The sequence below is a fragment of the Shewanella sp. Arc9-LZ genome (genome assembly GCF_010092445.1).
Classification (GTDB): Bacteria; Pseudomonadota; Gammaproteobacteria; order Enterobacterales; family Shewanellaceae; genus Shewanella.
In genome coordinates, this window is the sequence record NZ_CP048031.1 from 3,402,230 (window position 1) to 3,428,339 (window position 26,110).

Consider the following 26,110-nt stretch of genomic DNA (forward strand, 5'->3'; position numbering starts at 1 on the left):
TTCTATGGTAATTGTTGAATTTAAGTCATCTCGTGACAAATCACGAAATAGTGATGCAACGCAAATATTCATATCTGCAGCTTAATTGAATATTTGGTATGCTATTAGACATGACTAATCAACAGTGCGTCTCACAATATTATGCAACCTAGCTCAATGCAATCATGGTTTATGGCTATCCGTCCTCGCACGTTACCGGCGGCTATCGGTCCATTATTAATCGGAAATATGCTCGCGATTGGGCTCGAACAATTTAGCTTACTCATCGCCTTTACCTCAATGCTATGTGCAGTATTATTGCAAATTTCAGTTAATCTCGCTAATGACTACTTTGACTTTAAGAATGGTATCGACACCGAAGAGCGGATCGGTCCAATAAGAGTCACTCAAAGCGGTATTCTTGCTCCGTCATCTGTACGAAATGCCATGATTGGTTGCCTAGTCATATCATTGTTAGTAGGTTCATTGCTAATCGTTCACGGTGGCTGGCCAATAGCCATTCTTGCTACAGCCTCTATATTAGGCGCGTTATGTTATAGCGGAGGTCCCTACCCACTGGCATCACATGGATTAGGCGAAATTGCTGCATTTGTATTTTTCGGCTTAGTGGCCGTTGTTGGCAGTTACTATTTACAAGCAGGCACCACCACCATGACAGCATGGTTACTTGGCTGTGCTATTGGTTTTTTTAATGCTGCCATTATGCTGGTCAATAACACTAGAGACATTTCTACCGACACAAAAGCAGGTAAAAATACTCTTGCGGTAAGAATTGGTGAAGCACAAGCAAAAGTGCTATATCAAAGTTTTGTCTACTTACCATTTGGTATCATTATCGCGGGATTCTTGCTCGGGTCGCTCGATGGGTTACCCGTATTATTAGCAGGTGTATCATTAGTAATCGCACGTAACCTGAGTCGCGAATTTCATAATAATACTGGTGAAGCATTAAATCCTATCCTTGGGCAAACAGCTAAATTGACGATGATTTTTAGCGTCTTATTTAGCATTGGATTGTACTTTTCGCTAACCTAACCATTTTCCTTAGCTAAATAAAAAGGCGCTTCATTGTAAAATGAAGCGCCTTTTTATAATGTAAGACTAATTACACCTTAGCTAAAGTACGCTGCTTCGCACTCCAGTCTAAGTGGTATTTCTCACCAGCGGGTTTATCGGTGCGTTCAAAAGTATGTGAACCGAAAAAGTCGCGCTGACCTTGTAACAAGTTAGCGGGTAATGTCTCACAGCGGTAGCTGTCATAATAGGCAATTGCCGAACTAATACATGGAGCAGGAATGCCCTGCATAACAGAAGCTGCGACCGTTTTACGCCAGTTAAGGTGTTTTTGCGATAATGTTTGACTAAAAGTGTCAGCCATTAATAAGTTAGTAAGGTTTGCATCTTCTTGATAAGCCTTAGTAATTGACTGCAGGAACGTAGCACGGATAATACAACCCGCTCGCCAAATTTTAGCAATTTCAGCAAAATCTAAAGACCAATTCTGCTCTTTAGCATTCATCGCCATTAACTGGAAACCTTGCGCATAACAGCACACTTTAGCGCAATATAATGCATCTTCAAGATTAGCAATAAATGCCACTTTTTCAGCATCACTAAAACTGACTGGTGCAGGTCCTGCTAACTTCGAGCTTAACTGCATACGCAAGTTTTTCTGAGTGCTCACAGCGCGTGCATAAACGGCTTCAGCAATCGTTGGCGCAGGACAACCAATTTGCAAGCTGCTCACTGCAGTCCATAAACCAGTGCCTTTTTGGCCTGCTTTATCTAAAATCATTTCAACTAATGGCTTACCGGTTAATGGATCGTCTTGTTGTAAGACTTCAGCACTAATCCCCATAAGGTAACTGTTAAGAATACCTTTATTCCAACCATTGAACACGTCACCAATGTCATGGGCAGACATGCCTAAGCCGTCACTGAGCAATTGATACGCTTCGCAAATAAGTTGCATATCAGCATATTCAATGCCGTTATGAACCATTTTAACGTAATGACCAGAACCAGCTGGACCAATATAAGTCGTACACGGCTCACCTTCGGTTACCGGATTGCCTGGCTCAAAACGCTCTATCGGTAAACCCGTTGCTGAATCCACTTTAGCAGCAATAGCTTTCCAAATTGGTTCAACATAACGCCATGCCTTTTCATCACCACTAGGCATGAGAGATGGGCCAAAACGGGCACCTACTTCGCCACCAGACACTGCAGAGCTAAAGAAAACAAACTGATCTTTATAACGTGCTTCGCGTTCTACCGTGTCGGTCCAAAGGCTGTTACCCGTATCAATAACGATATCGTTGGCTTCAATACCAGCTTCAATTAACGATTTACATACACCGTCAACAGGCGCACCAGCAGGCACAGATAATACAATAACTCGAGGCTCAACTAATTTAGCCAGCATTTCTGTAAGATTATTACATGACTGCATGCGCGGTGCCGTACCGGCTTTACGCTCACTTTCTTCTTGAGCCACAGCTGCGTTGACTTTTGGAGTATCTAAATCGAAAACTGCAACATGGTAGCCGTTGTCAGCAATGTTTAATGCGAGGTTCTTGCCCATAACACCAAGGCCGATAACGCCGACGTGAGATTGTTGGGTGTGGTTATTCATAGTGTATGTTTCCACAGGTCACAGAGATTAATCGCGTAGTGCGAATCCATTTGGGTGGCAATTATAGCGATTCTTGTAACTAAATTACCAGTAACAAAACGCGGAAACGCTGTTTTTTACAATGTATGCCCAATCTGTTTATTAGGAGATAACATCGTGTCACAATAGAAAAAACCATAAAAACACTGGTTTTTTATGGTTTCGATTTAAAATCACCTTATCATTTGGCATGGCTAAATATTGAAGAGTAACATCATGTTATCTCAGTAGTTAGTGCATTAGCATAACCCATTTTAGTCAACGCATTCCGGACAATATCTAAGGTTTGTGGGTCTTCAATCGTTGCTGGCATGGTGTACTCTTGATTGTCTGCAATTTTACGCATTGTGGCTCGTAATATTTTTCCAGAGCGGGTTTTAGGCAACTTTTGCACAGCACTTACCAGCCGAAATGAAGCCACTGGGCCAATTTCATGACGTACCAAGGCAAGTAACTCTTTATAAAGAGCTTCATCTGACAAGGTAACGCCATTTTTAAGGACTACTAATCCAAGAGGCACCTGGCCTTTTAGTTTATCTTGCACACCAATTACCGCAGCCTCGGCCACCGCTTCATGCTGACATAAAACTTCTTCAAATCGACCCGTAGATAAACGGTGTCCGGCAACATTTATGATGTCGTCAATTCGGCTCATAATGTATAAATAACCATCTTCATCAACGTAACCCGCATCTCCAGTTAAGTAATAACCAGGATACATAGACAAGTAACTGTCGATATAGCGTTTATCATTTTGCCACAAAGTCGTTAATGTGCCTGGTGGTAAAGGCTGCTTTATCACCACATTACCACTTTCATTAGGAGCCACTTGTTGCCCCATCGCATCAAGAATCTCCACTTGATATCCAGGTACTGCTCGCGCAGGCGATCCGGCTTTAATCTCTATCGGATCGGTGCCCATCAAGTTTGCCGCTACAGGCCAACCAGTTTCAGTTTGCCACCAATGATCAATTACAGGTTTACCTAACTGCTGCTGACTCCAATTTAAGGTGTCAGGATCGCAACGCTCCCCCGCTAAATACATTTGCTTAAGGCAAGTTAAATCAAATTGTTTAATAAACTCGCCTTCAGGATCTTCTCGTTTTATAGCCCGAATAGCTGTAGGTGCGGTAAAAAAGCTACGAACCTTTTTTTGTTCGATAATACGCCAAAATGCACCCGCATCAGGGGTACCAATAGGTTTACCTTCATACATTATGGTCGTCGCACCCACCAGCAATGGCCCATAAACAATATATGAATGCCCTACCACCCAGCCAACATCTGATGCAGCCCAAAAAACATCGCCCACACCAATGTCATAAATGTGTTTCATCGACCATGCTAATGCGACTGCATGGCCGCCATTGTCGCGTACTACACCTTTAGGTTGCCCTGTGGTACCAGAGGTATATAAAACATATAAGGGGTCTGTTGCATCCAACGACACGCAAGCAGCATCAGGCGCATCCACCAGCGCACTGTACCAATCAAGATCTCTTGGTGACTGTAATTGTGCTTGGTATTCAGTACGATTTAAAATAATGCAGTGATCGACTTGATGTTGTGCTTGGGATAATGCGTCATCGAGTAAAGGCTTATACGGTACGACACCAGAAGGTTCAATGCCACATGAAGCAGACAGAATTAACTTGGGTTTTGCATCATTAATCCGCGTAGAAAGCTCATTGGCGGCAAAACCACCAAATACCACAGAATGAATCGCACCAATCCGTGCACATGCCAGCATGGCATAGGCTGTTTCTGGCACCATTGGCATATAAATAACCACTCGGTCGCCTTTTTCAACACCAAGTGACACCATTAATCCAGCTAAGCGCTTTACCTGAGCCAACACAGATTGATAACTAATTGAGTATTCGTTGTGCGTCACTGGGCTAATGTAATGAATCGCTGTTTGTTCACCTCTTCCTGCTAATACGTGGCGGTCTACGGCATTAAAACAGGTATTCATCTTGCCATCAGCAAACCAACGGTAAAAAGGCTTATTGCTATCATCCAGTACCGTCTTTGGTGCAAGATCCCAGCTAATGGCCTCAGCGGCTTGCTGCCAAAATACTTCGGGATCGGCTATCGATTGTGCGTGCATTGATAGTCCTACATCAGCCATATTGTTCTCCGTTAATCAACTTGTATTACAATGATTATGAGCAGAATTCATTAAATACCCCTATTAGACAAAGGGATAACAACCACTAAAACCAACAAAAAAACCTTTAGTTTCAATCGAGTGTTTAACTTGTGCAGGTCAAATACTATCAGTAATAAAATACACTAAATAACAATATGTTAATGTATAATTAGTGTTTGAGTGGCAAGCAAAATTAACACGCATAAAACGGAAAACCATCTAGCAAACTTTACCTTTACGTAAACTTCATATATCTTGCATCAAAAGAAACACTTTTGGTGACATGATGAGCACAACCCACATTCCTCAATCAACATATTCAATCAGTGACTTATCAAAAGAATTTGATATCACCACCCGCAGTATTCGTTTTTACGAAGACCAAGGCTTGATTAAACCTAAGCGTCGCGGACAAACCCGTATATACAGCCTGAAAGACAGAGTGCGCTTAAAACTTATTTTACGCGGCAAACGTCTTGGATTTTCGTTAGCTGAAACTCGTCGACTATTTGAGCTTTACGATGCTGATAAAAGTAGCTCAACACAGCTCAATACCATGCTGGATTTGGTCAATGAAAAAAAATCAGCTCTACAGCAGCAAATGGACGACATTAAAGTAGTGTTAATGGAACTTAATTCAGCCGAACAACAATGCAAAGCGGCGCTTGCCGACAACTCGGCTAAAAAAGCCAAATAAAACTCAATAAAAAAATGGCTGACTCAATAAGGCCAACAACATTTTTCCTACTGCCAAAAACGCACATAAAAGCGTTGGCAAAAAATGTTTACCAGACGACAATAAAATTCAACAGGACATATGCAAATGAGCGATTTATATACCAGCTTAAACTTTGGTTTAGGTGAAGATGTTGACATGTTACGCGACGCTGTTCGCGGTTTTGCGGCCAACGAAATTGCGCCTATGGCCGCCCAAGTCGATATCGACAATGAGTTCCCTAATCAATTATGGCCAGTACTTGGCGATATGGGTTTATTAGGTGTCACTGTTGATGAACAATATGGTGGAGCCAACATGGGCTACCTTGCGCACGTTGTCGCAATGGAAGAAATCTCCCGCGCATCAGCCTCTATTGGCTTAAGTTATGGCGCTCACTCAAACTTATGTGTAAACCAAATTAACCGTAATGGTAATGACGCTCAAAAAGCAAAATATTTACCTAAGCTAGTCAGTGGTGAGCACATTGGTGCACTTGCGATGAGCGAACCTAATGCGGGATCAGATGTGGTTTCAATGAAACTGAATGCTCGCAAAGAAGGTGACCGCTACATCCTTAACGGCAATAAAATGTGGATCACCAACGGTCCAGATGCCCACACCTATGTTATTTACGCCAAAACCGACATCGAAAAAGGTGCACATGGCATTACTGCGTTTATCGTTGAACGTGGGTCTAAAGGTTTTACTCAAGCACAAAAATTAGACAAGCTAGGTATGCGCGGTTCAAACACCTGTGAACTTGTATTTGAAGACTGTGAAGTACCAGAAGAGAACATCTTAGGCGGCCTAAATAATGGCGTAAAAGTGTTAATGAGTGGCCTTGATTACGAACGTGTTGTTTTGTCTGGTGGCCCATTAGGTATTATGTCTGCCTGCATGGACATCGTGGTGCCTTACATTCATGAACGCGAACAATTCGGTAAATCGATTGGTCAATTCCAATTGGTGCAAGGCAAGTTAGCCGATATGTACACGGGTATGAACGCTGCACGCGCTTATGTTTACAGTGTGGCTAAATCATGTGACCGCGGTGAAACTACCCGTAAAGATGCCGCTGGCGCGATTTTATACAGCGCAGAGCTTGCCACTAAAATGGCCTTAGATGCCATTCAATTACTCGGCGGAAATGGCTATGTGAATGAATACGCAACTGGCCGTTTATTACGTGATGCTAAGCTTTACGAAATTGGTGCTGGCACCTCTGAAATTCGCCGCATGTTAATTGGTCGCGAATTGTTTAACGAGTCAAAGTAACCAGTACTTGCATCACCAAGGCGACATATCAAGCGTGCCGTGTCGCCTTACTCAAGCCCCCCTATTTTTTGCTTCATTAAGGATATAGAAATGACGCAACTGAGCAGCCGTATCAATCCTCGCAGTGACGAATTTAAAGCCAAGTCAGACAGCATGGCGTTATTGGTCGATGATCTTCAACAAAAACTAAAAAAAATCGAACAAGGTGGCGGCCCAGTCGCCTTAGAGCGCCATTTATCTCGTGGTAAGTTATTGCCGCGTCAACGCGTAGAAAAGCTGCTCGACCCAGGTTCCCCCTTCTTAGAAATATCGCAATTTGCCGCTTACGAAGTCTACGATGAAGAAGTCCCTGCCGCAGGCGTCATTGCCGGTATTGGTCGAGTCAGTGGTATTGAGTGCATGATTATTGCCAACGACGCCACAGTAAAAGGCGGTACTTATTACCCTATTACCGTGAAAAAGCATCTACGTGCGCAAGACATCGCCAGCCGTTGTCACTTACCGTGTATCTACTTAGTCGATTCTGGTGGCGCGAATTTACCTCGCCAAGATGAAGTATTTCCAGATCGCGATCATTTCGGCCGAATTTTCTATAACCAAGCACAGATGTCAGCTAAAGGCATTCCGCAAATTGCGGTAGTAATGGGCTTGTGTACCGCTGGCGGTGCTTATGTTCCTGCGATGGCTGACGAATCAATTATTGTCAAAGATCAAGGCACTATCTTTTTAGCAGGTCCGCCATTAGTTAAAGCGGCTACCGGTGAAGAAGTGAGTGCCGAAGAGCTTGGTGGTGCAGAAGTTCACACCAAAATATCCGGTGTTGCCGATCATTTAGCCCAAAATGACGATCACGCGCTTGAGCTTGCTCGCCGTGCAGTACTGCGACTTAATCATCAAAAAGAAATCAAAAGCTTATTAAGCCCAGTCAAACCACCACAATTCGATATCCATGAATTGTACGGCATTGTTGGTACCGATCTTAAAAAGCCGTTTGACGTAAAAGAAGTCATTGCCCGTGTGGTTGATGACTCTGACTTTGACGAATTTAAAGCCAACTACGGTGCAACCTTAGTGTGTGGTTTTGCCCGTATACATGGTTATCCAGTAGGAATTGTGGCCAATAACGGCATTCTTTTTTCCGAATCGGCGCAAAAAGGCGCTCACTTCATTGAACTGTGTTGCCAACGTAAAATTCCGCTGTTATTCCTACAAAACATTACTGGCTTTATGGTGGGTAAAAAGTACGAACACGAAGGCATTGCTAAACATGGTGCCAAAATGGTGACCGCAGTGTCTTGCGCTAACGTGCCTAAATTTACCGTGATTATCGGTGGCAGTTATGGCGCGGGTAACTACGGCATGTGTGGTCGCGCATTTGAACCGACCATGATGTGGATGTGGCCAAACGCCCGTATTTCGGTAATGGGTGGCGAACAAGCTGCTGGTGTATTAGCCACAGTGCGCCGCGATGGTTTAGCGCGTAAAGGCGTTGAATGGTCGGCAGAAGACGAGCAAGCCTTCCGTAAACCAATTGTTGAACAATACGAAAAAGAAGGTCATCCGTATCATGCCAGTGCCCGACTTTGGGATGATGGCATTATCGACCCTGCACAAACGCGTGATGTGGTCGGCTTAGCCTTATCGGCAGCATTAAATGCTCCTATTGAAGACACCCGCTTTGGGGTGTTCCGCATGTAATTGTGCGGTTAATTCAGCTAATAAGGAGTAATAAATAATGTTATCAAACCAATATAAGTTCATTGAATGCCGTCTAGACAAAGGGGTGGCAGAGCTCATTTTAAACCGAGTTGAAGTGCATAATGCCTTTGATGAAGTGATGATTAGCGAGATGATCCAGGCTATCGAAAGCTTTGCCAGTAACAATCAATGCAATATGTTGATTTTGCGTGCTAATGGTAAAAACTTCAGTGCTGGCGCCGACCTCAATTGGATGCGCAAACAAGCAAAAATGGACTTTGAACAAAATCTGACTGATGCCCATGAGCTTGCCAAGCTGATGCACGTGTTAGACAAGTTTCCAAAACCCACTATTGCCTTAGTACAAGGCGCGGCCTTTGGTGGCGCGTTAGGACTAATTTGTTGTTGCGATATTGCCATTGCCAACACCCGTTCAAGCTTTTGCTTAAGCGAAGTCAAGCTGGGGCTTATCCCTGCTGTGATAAGTCCGTATGTGGTTCGTGCTATGGGTAATCGCCAATCGCGTCGCTTTATGCTGACCGCTGAACGCTTTAGTGCTGATGTTGCCTTAACCCATCAAGTCATTCATGAAGTTAACGACGACTTAGATGCTGCTGCGGCCCCTTTTATCGCAGCATTTAATGCCAACAGTCCTCAGGGCATGGCATGGGCAAAAAATCTCGTATCGCATTTAGAAAACGGCGTGATTGACGACGCTACGCTCAATTTTACCAGCGAGCAAATTGCTCGGATTCGTGTATCAGATGAAGGTCAAGAAGGCCTTAATGCTTTCTTTGAAAAACGTACGCCAACATGGCAAACCGCTAAATCTGATCCACAAGGAGCCCAATAATGTTTACCAAATTACTGATTGCTAACCGTGGTGAAATTGCTTGCCGTATTATTAAAACGGCTCAAACCATGGGTGTTCGCACCATAGCCCTTTATTCCGATGCAGACAAAGATGCCCGCCATGTAGCCATGGCAGATGAATCGTTTTATCTAGGTGGCAGCGCCCCAGCGGACTCATATTTAAAAGCTGATTTAATTATCGAGATAGCTAAAAAATCGGGCGCGGAAGCCATTCACCCTGGTTATGGTTTTTTGTCTGAAAATGCTGAGTTTGCTCGTAAATGTGAGCAAAATGGTATCGCCTTTATCGGCCCTGGCAGTGATGCTATCGATTCGATGGGCAGCAAAAGTGCCGCCAAAAAAATCATGTCAAAAGCCAATGTGCCCTTAGTGCCGGGTTATCATGGCGACGATCAAACGGATGCCACGTTAATAGCAGAAGCCAAAGCTGTTGGCTTCCCGTTACTGATTAAAGCGGCCTATGGTGGTGGCGGTAAAGGGATGCGTATCGTAGAACACGAAGGCGAAATCCTTGAAGCGGTTAAATCAGCACGCCGTGAAGCCAGCTCGTCATTTGGCAATGACAAACTGTTAATGGAACGCTACTTACGTCAACCACGTCATGTTGAAGTACAAGTATTTGCCGACACTCATGGCAATGCGATTTATTTATCGGATCGTGACTGCTCTATTCAACGTCGCCATCAAAAAGTGGTTGAAGAAGCACCTGCTCCAGGTTTGTCAGACGAACTACGAGCTCAGATGGGTAACGCAGCCGTTGCAGCCGCCAAAGCCATTGATTATGTTGGCGCGGGCACCGTTGAGTTTTTACTCGATACCGATAATAGCTTCTACTTCATGGAAATGAACACCCGTTTGCAAGTAGAGCATCCGGTTACCGAAATGGTCACAGGCCAAGACTTAGTAAAATGGCAGCTAGTTGTCGCCAGTGGTGGTGAATTACCGCTGCGCCAAGATGAAGTGCGTATTCATGGTCACTCATTTGAAGTGCGAATTTACGCTGAAGATCCGCAAAACGAATTTTTACCTGCCAGCGGTAAGCTCAATTTTTTACGTGAACCAGAACAAAATCGTCACGTGCGTATCGATTCAGGTATTCGTGAAAACGATGTCATTAGTAACTTTTATGACCCGATGATCGCCAAACTGATTGTATGGGATGAGTCGCGCCCTCGCGCACTACAACGTTTAGTACACGCACTTGAGTCATACCAAATCAGTGGCCTTAAACATAACATCGAGTTTTTAGCCAACATTGCTGAACACCCAGCCTTTGCTGCGGCAGACTTCTGTACTGACTTTATTGAGCGTTATGGCGACACCTTAATTGGTGACGCAGCTATTGAAGCAGATACTGCGTTAGCACTAGCAGGACTTTTTCAAGTGCTGTCACGTAAAGAAGCGGCAAAAGCGCTGGCCATAAACAGCGCCGACCCATATTCGCCTTGGGGCCTCGTGAGCGGCTTTAGACTCAATAGTTCAAGCGTGCATCGTGTGTCGTTATTAACTGACGCATCAGCCGAAGTGCAACAACATGACTTGCTACTGACAGCCGTTGGCGAACAATATCAATTGTGTTTACACGACCAAGTGTTGACGTTAGCGGGTGAATTGAAAGCCGATTTACTCTTAGCTGAGATTAATGGCCATAAGAGCAAAATCCCTGTTAGCCATCAAGGCGATGACTTTACGCTATTTTTACCATCTGGCAGTTATCACTTTAAAGCCATATTGGCTCAAGTGATTGAAGAAGTGGTTAACCATGCAGATAAGCTTAAGGCCCCCATGAATGGCACTGTTGTGACTCATTTAGTGGAAGTGGGCCAGCAAGTTAAAGCAGGCCAAGGTTTATTAGTGATGGAAGCCATGAAAATGGAATACACCATCGAGGCACCATTTGATGGCGTGGTGAGCGAGTTTTATTTCCAAAGCGGTGAGCTTGTCAGTGACGGTGCACAACTATTAAACGTTGAACCATTAGCCTCTGAAGCTAACGTCGAGGAAGCGTAAATGTTACCGACTAAAGTGAGCATTTTTGAAGTTGGCGCCCGTGACGGTTTACAAAACGAAGTGCCAGTGACCACTGCAGACAAACTCACGCTAATCACACAACTTGGTGATGCAGGTATTAAGCGTATTGAAGCAGGCAGCTTTGTGTCACCTAAGTGGGTGCCACAAATGGCCGATTCTGATGCCGTATTGCAGCAACTCAAACGACAAGCTGGTGTGGTTTACAGTGCATTAACCCCTAACCTAAAAGGCTTTGAACTAGCCCTTGCTGCAGGTGCGGATGAAGTGGCTATTTTTGGCGCCGCATCTGAAAGCTTCAGTCAAAAAAATATTAATTGCTCAATCGATGAGTCAATCGGACGCTTTATTCCGTTAATGGAAGCCGCCAAACAACATGGGATTGCAGTGCGTGGCTACGTGTCTTGTGTGCTGGGTTGTCCGTACGAGGGCGACATTGCAGTGAGTGAAGTCGCGAGAGTATCTGAGATCCTTTATAAAATGGGTTGTTACGAAATCTCATTAGGCGACACCATCGGTGTTGGCACTCCCAATAAAGCGCGGCAGATGGTTGAAGCTGTCGCCAAAGTGGTTCCGGTTGATAAGTTAGCCTTGCATTTTCATGACACATACGGTCAAGCATTAGCCAATATTCTGGCCTGTCTCGACACTGGTGTCAGCGTATTTGATGCATCAGTCGCCGGTCTTGGTGGTTGCCCATATGCGAAAGGGGCTTCGGGCAATCTCGCCACTGAAGATCTGGTCTACATGCTCCATGGCATGGGAATTGATACCGGTATTGACTTAGCTAAGCTGGCATTTGCTGGCGACAACATTAGTCGCGCATTAGGCCGAACCAATGGGTCTAAAGTGGCAAATGCAATCAGAACGTAATCACATATACTAAAAATGGTTAACGTAGCATACCGCTAACCGTTGATATCAATATAACGATAAGGACAACAAGATGGCAGGATTCAATAAAGTCGTCCACAGCTATGAAGAAGCACTGGCAGGACTGAATGACGACATGACCATTATGGTCGGCGGGTTTGGTTTGTGTGGTATTCCTGAAGGCTTAATAAACCACATGGTTAAATTGGGTGTTAAAGGCTTAACCGCAATTTCAAACAATGCTGGTGTTGATGATTTTGGTTTAGGCTTGTTACTTAAACAACATCAAATTTCAACCATGATAGCCTCTTATGTTGGCGAAAATGCCACCTTTGAACAACAAATGTTGTCTGGTGAGCTTAATGTGATACTCACGCCACAAGGCACATTGGCTGAAAAAATTCGTGCTGGCGGTGCGGGTATTCCGGCATTTTTCACCGCAACAGGTTACGGCACGCCGATTGCTGACGGTAAAGAAACGCGCGAAATTAAAGGTCGTCACTACGTATTAGAAGAATCATTGACGGCAGACTTTGCCTTAGTTCGTGCATGGAAAGCCGACACCATGGGTAATTTGGTATTTCGAAAAACCGCCGCTAACTTCAATCCAATGATGGCCACCGCAGGTAAAATTACCGTGGTTGAGGCTGAAGAAATTGTTGAACCTGGTGAGTTAGATCCAGACCACATTCATACACCCGGTATTTATGTTGATCGCGTTATCAAAGCCAGCTTTGAGAAACGAATTGAGCAACGTACCGTCAAAGCTGCGAAATAAGGGAGACAACACCATGGCACTGACCAGAGAACAACTCGCCCAGCGCGTAGCAAAAGAATTACAAGACGGTTTTTACGTTAATTTAGGTATTGGGATCCCTACCCTTGTGGCTAACTATATTCCTCAAGGCATGCAAGTGATGCTGCAATCTGAAAACGGTTTACTCGGCATGGGCGAGTTTCCGACAGAAGAAAACATTGATGCCGACCTTATCAACGCCGGCAAACAAACGGTTACCGCAGTGGCTGGCGCGTCATTCTTTTCATCAGCAGAAAGCTTTGCGATGATCCGTGGCGGCCACGTAGATCTCACCGTGTTAGGCGCATTTGAAGTTGATGTTAACGGCTCTATTGCCTCATGGATGATCCCAGGAAAACTGATTAAAGGCATGGGCGGCGCAATGGATTTAGTCGCTGGCGCTGATAATATTATTGTCACCATGATGCATGCAGACAAATACGGCAATTCAAAGTTATTGTCAAAATGCGAACTGCCATTAACGGGCTATGGTTGCATTAAACGTGTAATGACAGATTTGGCCTTTATGGAAATTAAAGAGGGTGCATTCCATTTACTTGAACGAGCCCCTGGCGTGTCTGTTGAAGAAATCGTCACAAAAACAGCTGGTAAGTTAGTGGTACCAGACCATGTGCCAGAAATGACTTTTTAATTAATCTTAAATGGTTAATATAACAAAGCCCGCCACTCTGGATATACTCAGTAATGCGGGCTTTTTTGTATTTTTTAAAATGACAACTAACTAAAAATACCTAACGGTTCCTTGATGTGACCGTTAATTTGCAGAAAAACTACCAGGTTAAAGGCGCAAGCAATTGATCATCTGCTGGAATAATCAATACGTTACTGCGCATCCGCTCTAAAACTAACTCAGCAGTATTACCTATAATCCGTCCTAATAATCCTTCTCGTTGCCGAGCACCAATCACAAAATATTCACTCTTCAATCTGCAGGCTAGCTCAAACAAGCACAGTTCAGGCTCACCAGCAATAATGTGGATACATTCGGGATCCATATTAAATTGAGCAATCTGTTTTTGATGATCTTTATATGCCTTTTTAACAAGAGCATGGGTATCAATCAAATCCATATCTCGTAATATTTTGGGTACCCTAAGCACAAACGCTAAATGTAATTTGGTCCCTGTAGCTTCTGCAAGTTGCTTACCATATGCCACTACAACGCTATTAAGCTGTTGTTTAATAGGATCATGAGTAGCAAGATCGACAGCCATCAACGTTGCGTTGCCTTTAGTGAGTGGATTACTGGTTAATAATAATAACGGGATCCGAGTATGGCGTATCAACTGCCAGTCAGTGGATAAATAATGGTCTGCATGATGTACAGCCTTCACCATAAGGTCAAATCCATGACGAATAGAATGATGACAGGCATGTTCAAATAAATATTTGCTCCACACCATGTGTACCGGAATATCTTCACCTTTAAGATCCACTAGATGCTGCTTTAATTCAGCTTCTCGTTGATCCATTAACTGCTTTTGAGCAACGCTGACTAAACGAGGGTTATAACTTTCAGGACCACTAAAATAAGCATAAGAATAAGCAAAAACTTCCGCATTTTTGTTCAATTGCTTAGCTAACAGCAAACCGCTCGCTATCGCATCGGTGTGTGCTTGTTCCATTTGCGCGATAATAAACACCTTATCCATTTCCTTCCCCTTAAGTCTGCCAATTTTTTGATGTACAGCTACTGAAATAGTGATGTCCTGATTAGTTGTGCTATATAACAATCTTCATTGATGGGGACTTGAACTAAAAACCCCATCAGCTGAGCTTTATAGGCAAATGTCACCGTTAAAAACAGTCGTCCAAATAACCAACTCACCTAGCTCAAATAGTAAATAATTGAAAGTTCCAACTAAATATTTCTTCCGTTAAAACACAGTAAATCATGTCTTATTAGCTATCATTAGTTTAGTCAATAGAGTAAGTTTGTGTTTAATAATTAATCAGTAAGTTGATCGTAATCAACTTTCTGAGATCAAATCGAATCAAGGGATATAGCGCAAACTAAGGCAGACAAAATGACAATAGATAGTTTTGTAATGTCATTATTCTTTATTCTAGTGGTAGGTAGAATACTCGGTGAACTGAGCGACCAACTTGGGTGTCCAAGCGTGGTGGGTGAAGTTATTGCAGGGATATTACTGGGGCCATCAATTCTCAATTGGGTAGAACCTAATAGCACATTAGCTATTATCGCAGAACTTGGGGTTATCCTATTACTTTTTGATATTGGGTGCGAAACCTCAATTAAACGGCTCGTCAATGCAGGAGGTCAAGCCGTTCGGGTCGCATTATTAGGGATTGCTTTACCCATATTAACAACAGGACTTGCCAGTCTTTATTGGTTGTCCCTAGCACCTTTTACAGCCTTATTTTTTGGTTGTGCCCTCACCGCCACCAGCATTGGTATATCAATGCGCGTGTTAACACTATACAAACAGACCCAAAGTTCAGCTGGACATATTATTCTTGGAGCCGCGGTAATTGATGATATTGTCGGAGTGATACTGCTTAGTTTGTTGTTTCATTTTGCTTCCTCAGGTGAATTGGCATTAAGCTCAACACTGATGTTGTTTATCACGATAACCAGTTTTATCGTTTTCAGCCCCCCACTTGTTAGAGCTATCATTTATTTTACCCGCTGGTTACGTCCCAAAACGAATATCCCGGGTTATGAAGTGTTTGTGGTAATGTCACTGATTAGCATGTTTGCATGGCTGGCACACTGGTTTGGCACACCAGCAATATTAGGTGGGTTTGCAGTTGGCATGGGTATATCGCGGCAGTTTACTTCGCCATTAAATAAATTTTTGAAAAATCCCTTTCCTTACACTTATAAACTAGAACTGTCCTCTCGCCCGCTGGTGCAAATATTCAGCCCGATATTTTTTGTTTATGTCGGAGTTAGCCTCGATCTCAGCCAGCTAGATTCAAGTTTTACAGGTTTAGTCATTCTAGGATGGTTAGCGTTTATTGCTGTATTAAGTAAGTTCGTGGCAGGTTTAATAGCAGGTCAGAACTGGCAAGAAAAATGTATCATTGGTGCCGCGATGGTACCTCGTGGAGAGGTTGGGCTAGTTTTCGCGGAAATGGGCCGTCAACTTGGGGTGATACCAGCTAAAGAGTTTGCAATATTAGTTATGATTATCGCCCTAACGACCCTAATAGGGCCGCTTATTTTGAAATATACGTTAAGTAAGCAGCATTAACCGCTTAAGTCATTTCGACTGAAATATCAGTACTGAGTAACATAATGATCAGTCTACTAAAAACTGCAGCGCTTTTTCTAAATTAGGATCGTCAGGATTAGATGTATTTGTCACCCACGCAATATGGCCAGTGCGGTCAATAAATACTGTTGTCGGTGTGCCTCTTACGCCATACAACTTAGCAACCTCATCTCCTAAAACCAACGTTTTCATCTTTACCCCTCGATCTAGCAAGCTTTGTCCGGGAGTTGCGCCGACATCTTCTTTAAAACTAATACCAATCATTTGTAAGTCTGTATGTTGATATTTAAGCCGCAGCTTTTCTAAGCCGGGTTGAAGTTTTTTACAATATGGACACCATGTAGCCCAAAAATGCAAAATGACTGGTTTTCCCGCGTGGTCATGTAGATTAAATGGCTGACCATCAGCATGAGTTAACTCAAAGTTAGGAGCAACGGATTCTTCCATCTTCGACGCCGCATCAGCTATGTGTAACGGCATGAAAGACAAAAAGAACAATGCCAATATACTTATTCCAAACCAAACTAATTTCATCACTAGCCCCTTTTTGATGGCGTATTCTTTTGATAGATAATTTTGATAGATAATTTTGAATAGATAATTTTTGTAGATAACTCATAGACCGGACAAAAATGATTCTGTATTCGTTTGCAGAGCAAAAAAATGGTTCATCAGTAACTGAACTTTCTATAGATGGTTACGGTATTAATAAAGAGGCTAACAACACGCATATTTCAGAGTAAATAAATCGGTACATTAAACGTATAAAATTAAGTTTACGTTTACGTAAAAATAATACTGAGTTTTTACTCGAAATTGGGTATGGTTAGATAAATCAACTATCTGATTGGACCAGTAACTAACTACATTTTGTTGCCGAGACCCAACTAAAATACAACATAACCAAGGAATGATCTTATGCCAATTTACCAAGCTCCTCTTCGCGATTATCAATTCATTCTATCTGAACTGCTTAATGTCTATCAACAAACTGATTTACGTGGTTTTGATGAGTTAGATGCTGAGCTAACTGATGCGATTTTACAAGGTGTTGCCGATTTCAGCACTGACATCATGTTGCCACTCAATGCCAGTGGAGACTTAGAAGGTTGTAAACTGGTTGATGGTAAGGTCATTACCCCTACAGGGTTCAAGCAAGCTTATAAACAATACGTAGAAGATGGTTGGGCAACGTTAACTTGCGATCCTGAATTTGGTGGCCAAGGTTTACCCGAAGTTATCGGTACATTTGCAACCGAAATGAAAACAGCCACTAATATGGCGTTTGCCATGTATCCAGGCTTAACCCATGGGGCTTATTCAGCGATTCACGTTCACGGCAGCGATGCGCTAAAGCAAAAATATTTAGCCAAACTGGTCAGTGGTGAATGGACCGGCACCATGAACTTAACAGAGTCTCATGCGGGTACAGATTTAGCCTTACTGCGCACTAAAGCGGTTCCTGCTGGTGATGAACTGTTTGCTATTAGCGGTGAGAAAATTTTCATTTCGTCGGGCGATCACGACTTAGCCGACAACATCATTCATTTAGTATTAGCGCGTTTACCAGATGCACCGGACGGTGTTAAAGGTATTTCATTATTTGCTGTACCTAAGTTTTTAGTGAATGCCGATGGTAGCTTAGGCGAAGCTAACAAGCTTAGCGCAACAGGTCTTGAGCATAAAATGGGCATTCATGGTAACTCAACGTGTGTGATGCATTTTGACGGCGCAATAGGTGAGCTTGTTGGTGCTGCACATCAAGGTCTAAAAGCCATGTTTACCATGATGAACCAAGCACGTTTAGGTGTCGGTATTCAAGGTTTAGGCGTATCAGATATTGCTTATCAAAATGCTCTCGTTTATGCCAAAGAGCGTATTCAAGGCCGTGCATTAAGTGGTGTTAAGCAGCCAGAGCAAGCTGCAGACTCATTATTAGTCCACGGCGACGTGCGTCGTATGTTGTTATCACAAAAGTCGTTCAACGAAGGTACACGTGCGCTAATGGGTCAACAAGCGCTGTGGCTTGACCAAGTAGAACGTCATACCGATCCAGAAAAAGCCAAACAAGCTAATGCACTTGCTGCGTTATTTACACCGATTGTTAAAGGCTTTGTCACCGACCAAGGCTTTAAAGCTTGTGTCGATGCCCAGCAAGTCTATGGCGGCCATGGTTATATTAATGAATGGGGTATGGAGCAGTTTGTTCGTGATATCCGTATTGCAATGATTTACGAGGGCACAAATGGGGTACAAGCACTCGATTTAGTCGGCCGTAAATTACTTGCCGACAAAGGTGCAGCATTAACTTTGTGGTCAGGTATGGTGAAGGAATTAATTCAGCAAAACGCGGCTAATGACGCAATGAAACCTTATCTTGCAGGCTTAATGGATGCCGCAGGCGATCTTGAAAAAGCGACCGGTTTTATTGTGCAGTCAGCCAGTAAGAATCCTGATCTCATTGGTGCAGCGTCAATGGCCTATATGCAGTTGTTTGGAATTACCGCACTAGCATGGATGTGGACTCGCGTTGCAGCAACGTCATTAGCCGCATTAGAAGCGGGTACTGAAGAGACGGGTTTTTACCAAGCTAAACTTAAAACCGCACAATTCTTTATGAGCTATTGGGGCAGCCAAACCCGCAGCTTACGCAAACAAATTGAATCGAGTAGTGCAGATATTGTCGATTTCGCAGAAGCCGATTTTTAATAAATAGTGACACACAAAAAAGCCGCATCAATTAACTTGAAGCGGCTTTTTTATTCAGTTAAGTTGGGTTTGACTTAATCCCACAAAAACTCACGAAAATGCTTTCGACAAACCGACTCGTAACTTTCATTACCGCCAATGGCAACCTGCTCGCCTTCACGCATCGGTTTACCGTCATGATCAAGACGCACGACCATGTTAGCTTTACGGCCACAATGGCAGATAGTTTTAAGCTCAACCAATTTGTCAGCCCAGGCTAATAAATATTGGCTGCCTGGAAATAGTTCGCCTTGAAAATCATTGCGAAGACCGTAGCACAATACTGGAATATCCAGATTATCAACAACATGAGTAATCTGCCTAACTTGTTCTTTACTTAAAAACTGACTTTCATCAATCAATACGCAATGAATTTTTTGCTCATCATTCGACGTCGAAATTAACTCAATTAAATTATCAGTGCTACCGAACACCTGCGCTTCGGTTTCGATGCCGATACGTGATGACACTTTGCCGACACCATAACGATTGTCTATCGATGCCGTCATCACTAAAGTGTGCATACCGCGCTCACGATAATTATAAGAAGACTGCAGTAATGATGTTGATTTACCGGCATTCATCGCCGAATAATAAAAGTACAGTTGCGCCAAAATGAAGCGTCCTAATGTTTAGCTAGTGAATGTCGTTCATATTACCTTTTCCAACATCGTAATAACAAATAAAAATGCCGTATTCATAACGAATACGGCATTTTTATTACAGCTTAAATTGGACATTTACCTACATACAGTAGGGCTTAGTTCAAGAAATTACTTCTTAGCCCAAAAGTGTAATATCACAATGCTGATGACAAACAACACGCTACAGCAAACTAACCCTGCGATTAATGAGCCAGTAAAACCTAATACGGTGTAACCGACTAAACTGATGAAAGCGGCAATTAAGGCATACGGCAGTTGAGTAACCACGTGATCAATATGATGACAACTGGCACCGGTTGACGACAATATAGTGGTGTCAGAAATGGGCGAACAATGGTCGCCAAATACCGCGCCAGACAACACCGCAGCCAACATTGGTAACATCATGGTACTGTCACTTCCCATCGCCATGTCTGCGGCAATAGGCAACATAATGCCAAACGTGCCCCAACTTGTACCAGTCGAAAAAGCAGTAATACCCGCTAACAAGAATAACACTGCAGGTAACATCGCAAACGGAATATTGTCAGTGGCTAAACTTGCCATGTATTTACCGGTTTCAAGCTGACCAATCACACTCGAAATTGTCCATGCAAAAAGCAATATGTAAATGGCTGGCAACATAGAGCGCGCACCAACCGACATCCCTTTGAGTAACATAGACAAATCAACTTTTTGCTGAATCGCTAGAATGAGTGTTGCAATAAGACCAATTACAGAGCCAAAAAATAGTGACGAGCTAACATCGGTATTCTCAAATGCCCCGAGTACATTAAACGGTAAGTCTTTTGCTGCTAACACATCGGCGCCACTTGACACCATAAAATACACTGTCGCAAACACCAATACCGCGATAGGTAAAAATAAGCCCATCACTTTACCGGTATCGGCTTCAGGTAAATCTGTAACAGCGCCAGGGGGTTGGCCTTTTGACTCATCAAACAAGTTACCCCGCAGTGCGTTTAATTCATGCTGGCGCATTGGGCCAACATCTAAGCTAAACGTTGCAACACACAGTAATAATAATAACGAAAAAATGGCATAAAAGTTCATTGGGATCATTTGAATAAAGACGCTCAAATGACCAGAATCTGTAAATCCATGAGCCGTTAAAATACCGCCAATTAAGGCGATAATATATGCACCCCAGCTAGATACGGGAGAAATAACACACACCGGCGCAGCGGTGGAATCAAGAATATAAGCTAATTTTGCACGCGAAATATGGTAGCGATCTGTGATTGGACGTGAAATCGAGCCGACGACTAAACTATTAAAGTAATCATCAATAAACACTACGCAGCCTAAAAACATGGTCATTAACTTGGCATCACGTTTATTGCGAATACGCAATTTAGCCCAATCAGCAAAAGCACGAGCAGAACCACTGACAGTGATCAATGCTGTGATCATACCCAGCACAATCAAAAAGCCTAAAATGTACACATTCCAACTGTTCAGTCCGGCGTCTTTCCAAACTAACTGGCTGGCTGTATTTAAAATATATTCGCCACTGCCAACCAATGAGAAATCGGTTAGTAATAAGGCGCCGAAAACAATGCCAACCCCTAAAGATAGCAATACTTTACGAGTTAAAATAGCCAGAGTAATAGCCACAAGTGGTGGCAAAACAGAAAGTGCCGAATCGGCATAACTTATTATCATAATTTAATTATTTCTTCGTTGGATACGAATGGAGAAAAACTAGAAATAAGGCTAAACATACACAGGAAGTGTATGCGTTAACTTAACTAGTAGCACTCCACAGTAATATCCATTTAATATGAATATCATTCTTTTTATCAAGTCGATAAAAACACTATGACAGTGCAGTCCCTTTCGAGAACTGCCCCAACAAATGCGGCTGATAACCCCATTTATTTCGGCATTGCACCCTTTTATGTCGAATTATTGGCATCACCCAATTCAACATGACTTTTATGCAACGCACCTCTACTTTTGTTGTTTGTAGTTAAAGCTCATTACACATAACGCGAACATACAATCATAAATTACATATTCTGCGCCAGTAAAAAGCACTAAACAGCACGACAAATAACAACAACATCAATTTAAACCACAATTGCATAGCATTAGTTTAACGTTTTTAAATCAAATGCACACTAGTGTAATGGGCACAAAAACAGCAACCGCATCAAACCCTGGATATTTGAACTGAATTTTTAAAAATCAACACCTAAACCAGTACTAAATCCAAGAGAAATCCAAGAGTAGCCCAATAAAAAAGGTTTCTACCTTATGAGTAGAAACCTTTTAATCGTACAACAGAACGTTTAATAGCGCGTCAAAGTCGGCTGAACAACACGAGCTTAATCAACGCCTCCGTTTAGCGACTTAACATCTGATTAAACGAGGTTGTTCAATGCCGGTACCGCTTCAAATAAGTCGGCAACCAAACCATAATCCGCCACTTGAAAAATAGGGGCTTCAGGGTCTTTGTTAATGGCCACAATTACTTTTGAGTCTTTCATGCCAGCAAGATGTTGAATCGCGCCAGAAATACCCACTGCAATGTACAAGTTAGGGGCGACAATCTTACCCGTTTGGCCAACTTGCAAGTCGTTAGGTACAAAGCCCGCGTCTACAGCTGCACGTGATGCACCTACTGCTGCGCCTAACTTATCGGCTAGTTGTTCTAAAATGGCAAAGTTTTCACCGCTGCCCATACCACGGCCGCCAGACACAATAATGCCAGCATTACCGAGTTCAGGACGGGCTGATTCAGTGAGTGACTGAGAAACAAACTCAGTTTTTGAATCAATTGCTTGGCTTAAGTTGATGACTTCAGCACTGCCTGTTGATGCTACAACATCAAACGCACTTGAGCGCACAGTCATGACTTTCTTAGCATCTAAGCTTTGCACTGTTGCAAGCGCATTACCCGCATAAATAGGGCGTACAAAAGTGTCACTGCTTACAACTTCAATCACTTCAGAAATCTGGGCAACGTCTAATAATGCTGCTACGCGAGGCAATGTATCTTTGCCTATACTGGTTGCTGCAGCCAGAATATGTTCATAGTCTCCGGCAATATCAACAACCAATTTTGATACATTTTCAGCTAGTTGAGCACCATATTGAGCAGCATCAGCCACTAACACTTTACTCACGCCCGCTAAACTTTGTGCTGCACTTACCGCAGCAGAACAATCAGCACCAGCAACCAGTACATGAATATCACCACCAATGGCTGCTGCAGCGCTAACTACTTTCGCCGTGTCAGTTTTCAGGCTGACATTATCGTGTTCTGCTAATACTAAAATGGTCATATTAGATCACCTTCGCTTCATTTTTTAACTTATCAACTAACTCTTCAACAGAAGACACCATGATGCCCGCTTTACGCTCAACAGGAGGTGTGACGCTAAGTACTGTTTGATGTGCTCTTAAGCTCACACCAAGATCAGCCACAGCCATAATCTCTAATGGTTTGCGTTTAGCTTTCATAATATTAGGTAATGAAGCATAACGAGGTTCGTTCAAACGTAAGTCTACCGTCACAATCGCAGGCAAAGGCATTTTCAGCGTTTGTAGTCCGCCATCGATTTCACGAGTGACCGTAATCATGTCACCATCAATTTTGACTTCTGATGCAAATGTCGCTTGTGGCATATCAGTTAATGCTGCGAGCATTTGACCCGTTTGGTTATTGTCGCCGTCAATTGACTGCTTACCAAAAATAACGAGTTGTGCTTGCTCTTTTTCTTGCACTGCCTTTAACAGCTTAGCAATCGAAAGAGGCACTAACTCTTCATCGGTCTCAATATGAATCGCTCGGTCGGCACCCAGTGCCATTGCGGTTCTTAATTGTTCTTGCACCGCTTTAGGGCCAACACTTACCACTACAACTTCAGTGGCAATGCCAGCTTCTTTGAGGCGAACAGCTTCTTCTACCGCTATTTCGCAAAATGGGTTTAACGCCATTTTAAGGTTGGTCGTATCAACATTTGTGTTATCAGCTTTTACCCTGACTTTCACATTGGCATCAACTACGCGTTTAACAGGCACCAATACTTTCATAGGTTTTCCTTCCTACACCTTCAATGTATATGGACAACACACTGGCGTTCGCCAATGCAAGATGGGTTAACTTTACGTCCTGTTAACGTTAACGTCAATCAAAGTCAAACGACTGTTTACATATTTTTTGTTATTGTGGTGGCAATCAAACTAAACAAGTAGTGGATCATTAATTACTTAATGGGAATGCTTAATTAAAATTAATTGCATAATTAGATGATTTTATTTGATTCAATGCCAAATAGTTTCTATTATTACAGCTATATTCAGTATTGATTAAGCTGTATTAGTAATAATCAGAGAATTAATCTGACTTATATTAATAATAACGACCCAAATAAACAATATGAAGTACTGAAACTTACACGGAACGTTGATACTTTTTATCTCTTATAACTTTTATTTTATAAATAAATCATTAGGAAACTATACAACATGAGTGACTTTTTAGACATATTAACCCACGGCCGTCGTTTTAAAGCTGCAGTAAAAGAATTGTCTCTTGATGATTTACGTGAAACAGCGGCGAAATTAGAAAAAATCATTACCGAACGTCAAGAAGAAGAGAAATTAGAACTTGAAGCTAATGCAGAGCGTAACGCTCGTATTGCTGAAATTCTTGCTCAAATTGAAAACAGTGGTTTATCAATTGAAGATTTAGGTGATGTGACCTCTTCTGTTAAAACAGCTAAACCTAAACGTGCACCGCGCCCACCAAAATATCAAATCACTGTTGATGGTGAATTAATTCAATGGACTGGCCAAGGTCGTATGCCTACCGTATTCAAACAACAAGTTGATAGCGGCAAAAATATGAGCGAATTCTTAATTCCTGGTATGGAATAATTATTCTGATTAAGGGTTAACCACACCGTTATCCTTTAAAATAAAAAAAGAGCTTACTTCGGTAAGCTCTTTTTTTATAGCATTTGAGCGCTTTATCATCGCCATGAGAAAAGGTAAACTAACCATCGTTGATCCATTCCCCATTAATAGAAGGCTACGGCTATGACTTTTCCTCTTAAATATGCATTTATTGCCTCAGGTATAGCACTATTATTGAGCGCTTGTGCGAGTGATTATACGTTCAAAAGTAATTTAGACAGTAAAGCGATCAATGATTATTTTAAAGTCGGTGATGTACAGTTATATGAAGGAAACGATCAACCTAAAGGAACATTTGAAACTTTAGGTTTAGTGGAAGGCGAAGCCTGCCAAGAAAGCAAACAAGATGCACCACCGCAAATGGCCGTAGCACGAAGCAATGCCAGAAGAGCTGCTGCAGATATGGGTGCAAATGGTTTTGTGGTTAAAAGCTGTTTTATGATTACTGAAGCAGACAATAGTTGTTTTAGCCGTGCACTTTGTGTCGGTCAAGCCATTAAAACTCCTACAGAAAAATAACAACTCAATATATTATATTGGCTGCCCATAAATGATGAGTGCTCATATAACACTCATCAACATTTTTTATATTTGATTTATAACTCCCTTTGTTTGCTTAATTCAGGTATCGCATGACACAAAGCAACGATCGACACAGTCAAACAGATCTAATGAATCATAAATCTAGCGTTCCGTTTAGCAGCCAATTAAATGCTGTTGCAATATGCAGAACACCTTACAAACAAAAGTTTGGTATTCCTCGTCAGCCAGGTTTAGTCAATGCGGTAGGTTATATAGAGTTTGAACCCGCGTTTAATCATATTGATGCAGTAAGAGGAATAGAGCAATATTCACACTTATGGTTATTATTCTGTTTCCATGAAAATCTGGCTCAAGGTTGGAAAACCACCGTTCGCCCTCCTCGTTTAGGCGGCAATGAAAAACTGGGCGTTTTTGCTACACGCTCCACATTTCGTCCAAATGGTATTGGCCAATCAGTGGTAAAACTCCATGGAGTTATCCAACGTAAAGGAAAAGTGTGCTTAGTAATATCTGGAATGGATTTATTAGACGGCACGCCAATTGTCGATATTAAACCTTATATTCCTTTTTCTGATGCTATTTTAGACGCCAAAGGCGGCATAGCCCAAGAAGCCCCAATCCTCATCCCACTGACTTATACATCGTTAGCGACAGAGCAAATAGATCACTACAGCCAACAAGAGCAGTACCAAGATTTAGCCGCGCTTATTGAAGGGGTATTGTCACAAGATCCTCGTCCTGCATACAAAAAAGCCAAAAACGATCCCAAACTTTATCAAGTGGCTTTATACGACTTAGATATCTTTTGGCATATCACAGCTCAAGGTATTGAAGTGTTAGAACTCAAACCGACAAAAGTTGAACTGCTGAAGGATTAAATC

The 26,110-nt window shown here is 42.6% G+C and carries 22 protein-coding genes and 1 riboswitch; of the genes, 14 read left to right on the forward strand and 8 right to left on the reverse strand.

Going from position 1 to position 26,110, the window contains the following annotated elements; genetic code table 11:
• The first annotated feature begins 141 nt into the window (after window positions 1-141).
• Entirely contained in the window at window positions 142-1,035 is an 894-nt protein-coding gene (locus GUY17_RS14590; protein WP_101086550.1) for a 1,4-dihydroxy-2-naphthoate polyprenyltransferase, read from the forward strand.
• A gap of 70 nt (window positions 1,036-1,105) precedes the next feature.
• Here GUY17_RS14590 and gndA read toward each other — a convergent pair whose 3' ends face one another.
• Both gndA and GUY17_RS14600 read right to left on the reverse strand, forming a co-directional pair.
• The gene (gene gndA, locus GUY17_RS14595) at window positions 1,106-2,635 is read right to left on the reverse strand and encodes an NADP-dependent phosphogluconate dehydrogenase (protein ID WP_162023560.1); all 1,530 of its coding nucleotides are present in this window, start codon (window positions 2,633-2,635) and stop codon (window positions 1,106-1,108) included.
• A gap of 253 nt (window positions 2,636-2,888) precedes the next feature.
• Window positions 2,889-4,805, reverse strand: a complete 1,917-nt coding sequence (locus GUY17_RS14600) for a propionyl-CoA synthetase (RefSeq protein WP_162023561.1) — start codon at window positions 4,803-4,805, stop codon at window positions 2,889-2,891.
• A gap of 307 nt (window positions 4,806-5,112) precedes the next feature.
• Between GUY17_RS14600 and GUY17_RS14605 the strand changes: the two genes are divergently transcribed.
• The 8 genes from GUY17_RS14605 to GUY17_RS14640 all read left to right on the forward strand — a co-directional run bounded on the left by GUY17_RS14605 (window position 5,113) and on the right by GUY17_RS14640 (window position 13,739).
• Window positions 5,113-5,523, forward strand: coding sequence for a MerR family DNA-binding transcriptional regulator (locus GUY17_RS14605; RefSeq protein ID WP_101086547.1), 411 nt, complete (start codon window positions 5,113-5,115; stop codon window positions 5,521-5,523).
• A 126-nt stretch (window positions 5,524-5,649) separates the two neighbouring features.
• The gene (locus tag GUY17_RS14610; protein ID WP_162023562.1) at window positions 5,650-6,819 is read left to right on the forward strand and encodes an isovaleryl-CoA dehydrogenase; all 1,170 of its coding nucleotides are present in this window, start codon (window positions 5,650-5,652) and stop codon (window positions 6,817-6,819) included.
• Between the two features lie 90 nt (window positions 6,820-6,909).
• Window positions 6,910-8,517: a carboxyl transferase domain-containing protein gene (locus GUY17_RS14615; RefSeq protein WP_059744381.1), complete on the forward strand. Its 1,608-nt coding sequence runs from the start codon at window positions 6,910-6,912 to the stop codon at window positions 8,515-8,517.
• A gap of 37 nt (window positions 8,518-8,554) precedes the next feature.
• The gene (locus tag GUY17_RS14620) at window positions 8,555-9,370 is read left to right on the forward strand and encodes an enoyl-CoA hydratase-related protein (RefSeq protein WP_162023563.1); all 816 of its coding nucleotides are present in this window, start codon (window positions 8,555-8,557) and stop codon (window positions 9,368-9,370) included.
• Entirely contained in the window at window positions 9,370-11,400 is a 2,031-nt protein-coding gene (locus tag GUY17_RS14625; protein WP_162023564.1) for an acetyl/propionyl/methylcrotonyl-CoA carboxylase subunit alpha, read from the forward strand. Before GUY17_RS14620 ends, GUY17_RS14625 begins: the two co-directional genes overlap by 1 nt.
• Window positions 11,401-12,291, forward strand: a complete 891-nt coding sequence (locus tag GUY17_RS14630; RefSeq protein WP_162023565.1) for a hydroxymethylglutaryl-CoA lyase — start codon at window positions 11,401-11,403, stop codon at window positions 12,289-12,291.
• Between the two features lie 73 nt (window positions 12,292-12,364).
• The gene (locus GUY17_RS14635; RefSeq protein WP_160056821.1) at window positions 12,365-13,069 is read left to right on the forward strand and encodes a CoA transferase subunit A; all 705 of its coding nucleotides are present in this window, start codon (window positions 12,365-12,367) and stop codon (window positions 13,067-13,069) included.
• Window positions 13,070-13,082: 13 nt separating this feature from the next.
• A complete protein-coding gene (locus tag GUY17_RS14640; RefSeq protein WP_162023566.1) occupies window positions 13,083-13,739 on the forward strand; it encodes a 3-oxoacid CoA-transferase subunit B in 657 nt (218 codons plus the stop codon).
• Between the two features lie 139 nt (window positions 13,740-13,878).
• Here GUY17_RS14640 and GUY17_RS14645 read toward each other — a convergent pair whose 3' ends face one another.
• Complete coding sequence (locus GUY17_RS14645; protein ID WP_101086540.1) at window positions 13,879-14,760, reverse strand: universal stress protein; 882 nt, start codon at window positions 14,758-14,760, stop codon at window positions 13,879-13,881.
• 375 nt (window positions 14,761-15,135) lie between these two features.
• Here GUY17_RS14645 and GUY17_RS14650 point away from each other — a divergent pair, with 375 nt between their 5' ends.
• Complete coding sequence (locus GUY17_RS14650) at window positions 15,136-16,326, forward strand: cation:proton antiporter (RefSeq protein WP_101086539.1); 1,191 nt, start codon at window positions 15,136-15,138, stop codon at window positions 16,324-16,326.
• Window positions 16,327-16,374: 48 nt separating this feature from the next.
• Here the strand turns inward: GUY17_RS14650 and GUY17_RS14655 are convergent, their stop codons facing one another.
• Window positions 16,375-16,881 (reverse strand): TlpA disulfide reductase family protein, encoded by a 507-nt coding sequence (locus GUY17_RS14655; RefSeq protein ID WP_254439827.1) that lies wholly within the window; start codon window positions 16,879-16,881, stop codon window positions 16,375-16,377.
• Window positions 16,882-17,265: 384 nt separating this feature from the next.
• Between GUY17_RS14655 and GUY17_RS14660 the strand changes: the two genes are divergently transcribed.
• The gene (locus tag GUY17_RS14660) at window positions 17,266-19,056 is read left to right on the forward strand and encodes an acyl-CoA dehydrogenase C-terminal domain-containing protein (protein ID WP_162023567.1); all 1,791 of its coding nucleotides are present in this window, start codon (window positions 17,266-17,268) and stop codon (window positions 19,054-19,056) included.
• Between the two features lie 74 nt (window positions 19,057-19,130).
• On the opposite strand, the gene GUY17_RS14665 is transcribed toward GUY17_RS14660, so the two are convergent.
• The 4 genes from GUY17_RS14665 to GUY17_RS14680 all read right to left on the reverse strand — a co-directional run bounded on the left by GUY17_RS14665 (window position 19,131) and on the right by GUY17_RS14680 (window position 23,801).
• Window positions 19,131-19,709 carry a thymidine kinase gene (locus GUY17_RS14665; RefSeq protein WP_101086537.1) on the reverse strand — a complete coding sequence of 193 codons (579 nt, stop codon included), beginning with the start codon at window positions 19,707-19,709 and terminating at the stop codon, window positions 19,131-19,133.
• Window positions 19,710-19,868: 159 nt separating this feature from the next.
• Complete coding sequence (locus GUY17_RS14670) at window positions 19,869-21,428, reverse strand: Na+/H+ antiporter NhaC family protein (protein WP_162024378.1); 1,560 nt, start codon at window positions 21,426-21,428, stop codon at window positions 19,869-19,871.
• 79 nt (window positions 21,429-21,507) lie between these two features.
• Window positions 21,508-21,724, reverse strand: a riboswitch (Lysine riboswitch).
• 402 nt (window positions 21,725-22,126) lie between these two features.
• Window positions 22,127-23,050 (reverse strand): electron transfer flavoprotein subunit alpha/FixB family protein, encoded by a 924-nt coding sequence (locus tag GUY17_RS14675; RefSeq protein ID WP_162023568.1) that lies wholly within the window; start codon window positions 23,048-23,050, stop codon window positions 22,127-22,129.
• A gap of 1 nt (window position 23,051) precedes the next feature.
• Window positions 23,052-23,801, reverse strand: coding sequence for an electron transfer flavoprotein subunit beta/FixA family protein (locus GUY17_RS14680; RefSeq protein WP_059744357.1), 750 nt, complete (start codon window positions 23,799-23,801; stop codon window positions 23,052-23,054).
• Window positions 23,802-24,236: 435 nt separating this feature from the next.
• On the opposite strand from GUY17_RS14680, the gene GUY17_RS14685 reads away from it, so the two are divergent.
• The 3 genes from GUY17_RS14685 to tsaA all read left to right on the forward strand — a co-directional run bounded on the left by GUY17_RS14685 (window position 24,237) and on the right by tsaA (window position 26,107).
• A complete protein-coding gene (locus tag GUY17_RS14685) occupies window positions 24,237-24,647 on the forward strand; it encodes an H-NS family nucleoid-associated regulatory protein (protein ID WP_101086534.1) in 411 nt (136 codons plus the stop codon).
• Between the two features lie 162 nt (window positions 24,648-24,809).
• The gene (rcsF, locus tag GUY17_RS14690) at window positions 24,810-25,205 is read left to right on the forward strand and encodes an Rcs stress response system protein RcsF (RefSeq protein ID WP_162023569.1); all 396 of its coding nucleotides are present in this window, start codon (window positions 24,810-24,812) and stop codon (window positions 25,203-25,205) included.
• Window positions 25,206-25,357: 152 nt separating this feature from the next.
• Entirely contained in the window at window positions 25,358-26,107 is a 750-nt protein-coding gene (gene tsaA / locus GUY17_RS14695) for a tRNA (N6-threonylcarbamoyladenosine(37)-N6)-methyltransferase TrmO (protein ID WP_101087197.1), read from the forward strand.
• The last annotated feature ends 3 nt before the right edge of the window (window positions 26,108-26,110 follow it).

Bases quoted from the DNA above. Each gene is read 5' to 3' on its own strand.
- GUY17_RS14630 (WP_162023565.1), top strand. From the start codon at position 11,401: ATGTTACCGACTAAAGTGAGCATTTTTGAAGTTGGCGCCCGTGACGGT.
- GUY17_RS14610 (WP_162023562.1), top strand. From the start codon at position 5,650: ATGAGCGATTTATATACCAGCTTAAACTTTGGTTTAGGTGAAGATGTT.
- GUY17_RS14675 (WP_162023568.1), bottom strand. From the start codon at position 23,050: ATGACCATTTTAGTATTAGCAGAACACGATAATGTCAGCCTGAAAACT.
- GUY17_RS14645 (WP_101086540.1), bottom strand. From the start codon at position 14,760: ATGGATAAGGTGTTTATTATCGCGCAAATGGAACAAGCACACACCGAT.
- tsaA (WP_101087197.1), top strand. From the start codon at position 25,358: ATGAATCATAAATCTAGCGTTCCGTTTAGCAGCCAATTAAATGCTGTT.
- GUY17_RS14650 (WP_101086539.1), top strand. From the start codon at position 15,136: ATGACAATAGATAGTTTTGTAATGTCATTATTCTTTATTCTAGTGGTA.
- GUY17_RS14620 (WP_162023563.1), top strand. From the start codon at position 8,555: ATGTTATCAAACCAATATAAGTTCATTGAATGCCGTCTAGACAAAGGG.
- GUY17_RS14685 (WP_101086534.1), top strand. From the start codon at position 24,237: ATGAGTGACTTTTTAGACATATTAACCCACGGCCGTCGTTTTAAAGCT.
- GUY17_RS14605 (WP_101086547.1), top strand. From the start codon at position 5,113: ATGAGCACAACCCACATTCCTCAATCAACATATTCAATCAGTGACTTA.
- GUY17_RS14590 (WP_101086550.1), top strand. From the start codon at position 142: ATGCAACCTAGCTCAATGCAATCATGGTTTATGGCTATCCGTCCTCGC.
- GUY17_RS14680 (WP_059744357.1), bottom strand. From the start codon at position 23,801: ATGAAAGTATTGGTGCCTGTTAAACGCGTAGTTGATGCCAATGTGAAA.
- GUY17_RS14625 (WP_162023564.1), top strand. From the start codon at position 9,370: ATGTTTACCAAATTACTGATTGCTAACCGTGGTGAAATTGCTTGCCGT.
- gndA (WP_162023560.1), bottom strand. From the start codon at position 2,635: ATGAATAACCACACCCAACAATCTCACGTCGGCGTTATCGGCCTTGGT.
- GUY17_RS14600 (WP_162023561.1), bottom strand. From the start codon at position 4,805: ATGGCTGATGTAGGACTATCAATGCACGCACAATCGATAGCCGATCCC.
- GUY17_RS14615 (WP_059744381.1), top strand. From the start codon at position 6,910: ATGACGCAACTGAGCAGCCGTATCAATCCTCGCAGTGACGAATTTAAA.
- GUY17_RS14635 (WP_160056821.1), top strand. From the start codon at position 12,365: ATGGCAGGATTCAATAAAGTCGTCCACAGCTATGAAGAAGCACTGGCA.
- rcsF (WP_162023569.1), top strand. From the start codon at position 24,810: ATGACTTTTCCTCTTAAATATGCATTTATTGCCTCAGGTATAGCACTA.
- GUY17_RS14640 (WP_162023566.1), top strand. From the start codon at position 13,083: ATGGCACTGACCAGAGAACAACTCGCCCAGCGCGTAGCAAAAGAATTA.
- GUY17_RS14660 (WP_162023567.1), top strand. From the start codon at position 17,266: ATGCCAATTTACCAAGCTCCTCTTCGCGATTATCAATTCATTCTATCT.
- GUY17_RS14655 (WP_254439827.1), bottom strand. From the start codon at position 16,881: ATGAAATTAGTTTGGTTTGGAATAAGTATATTGGCATTGTTCTTTTTG.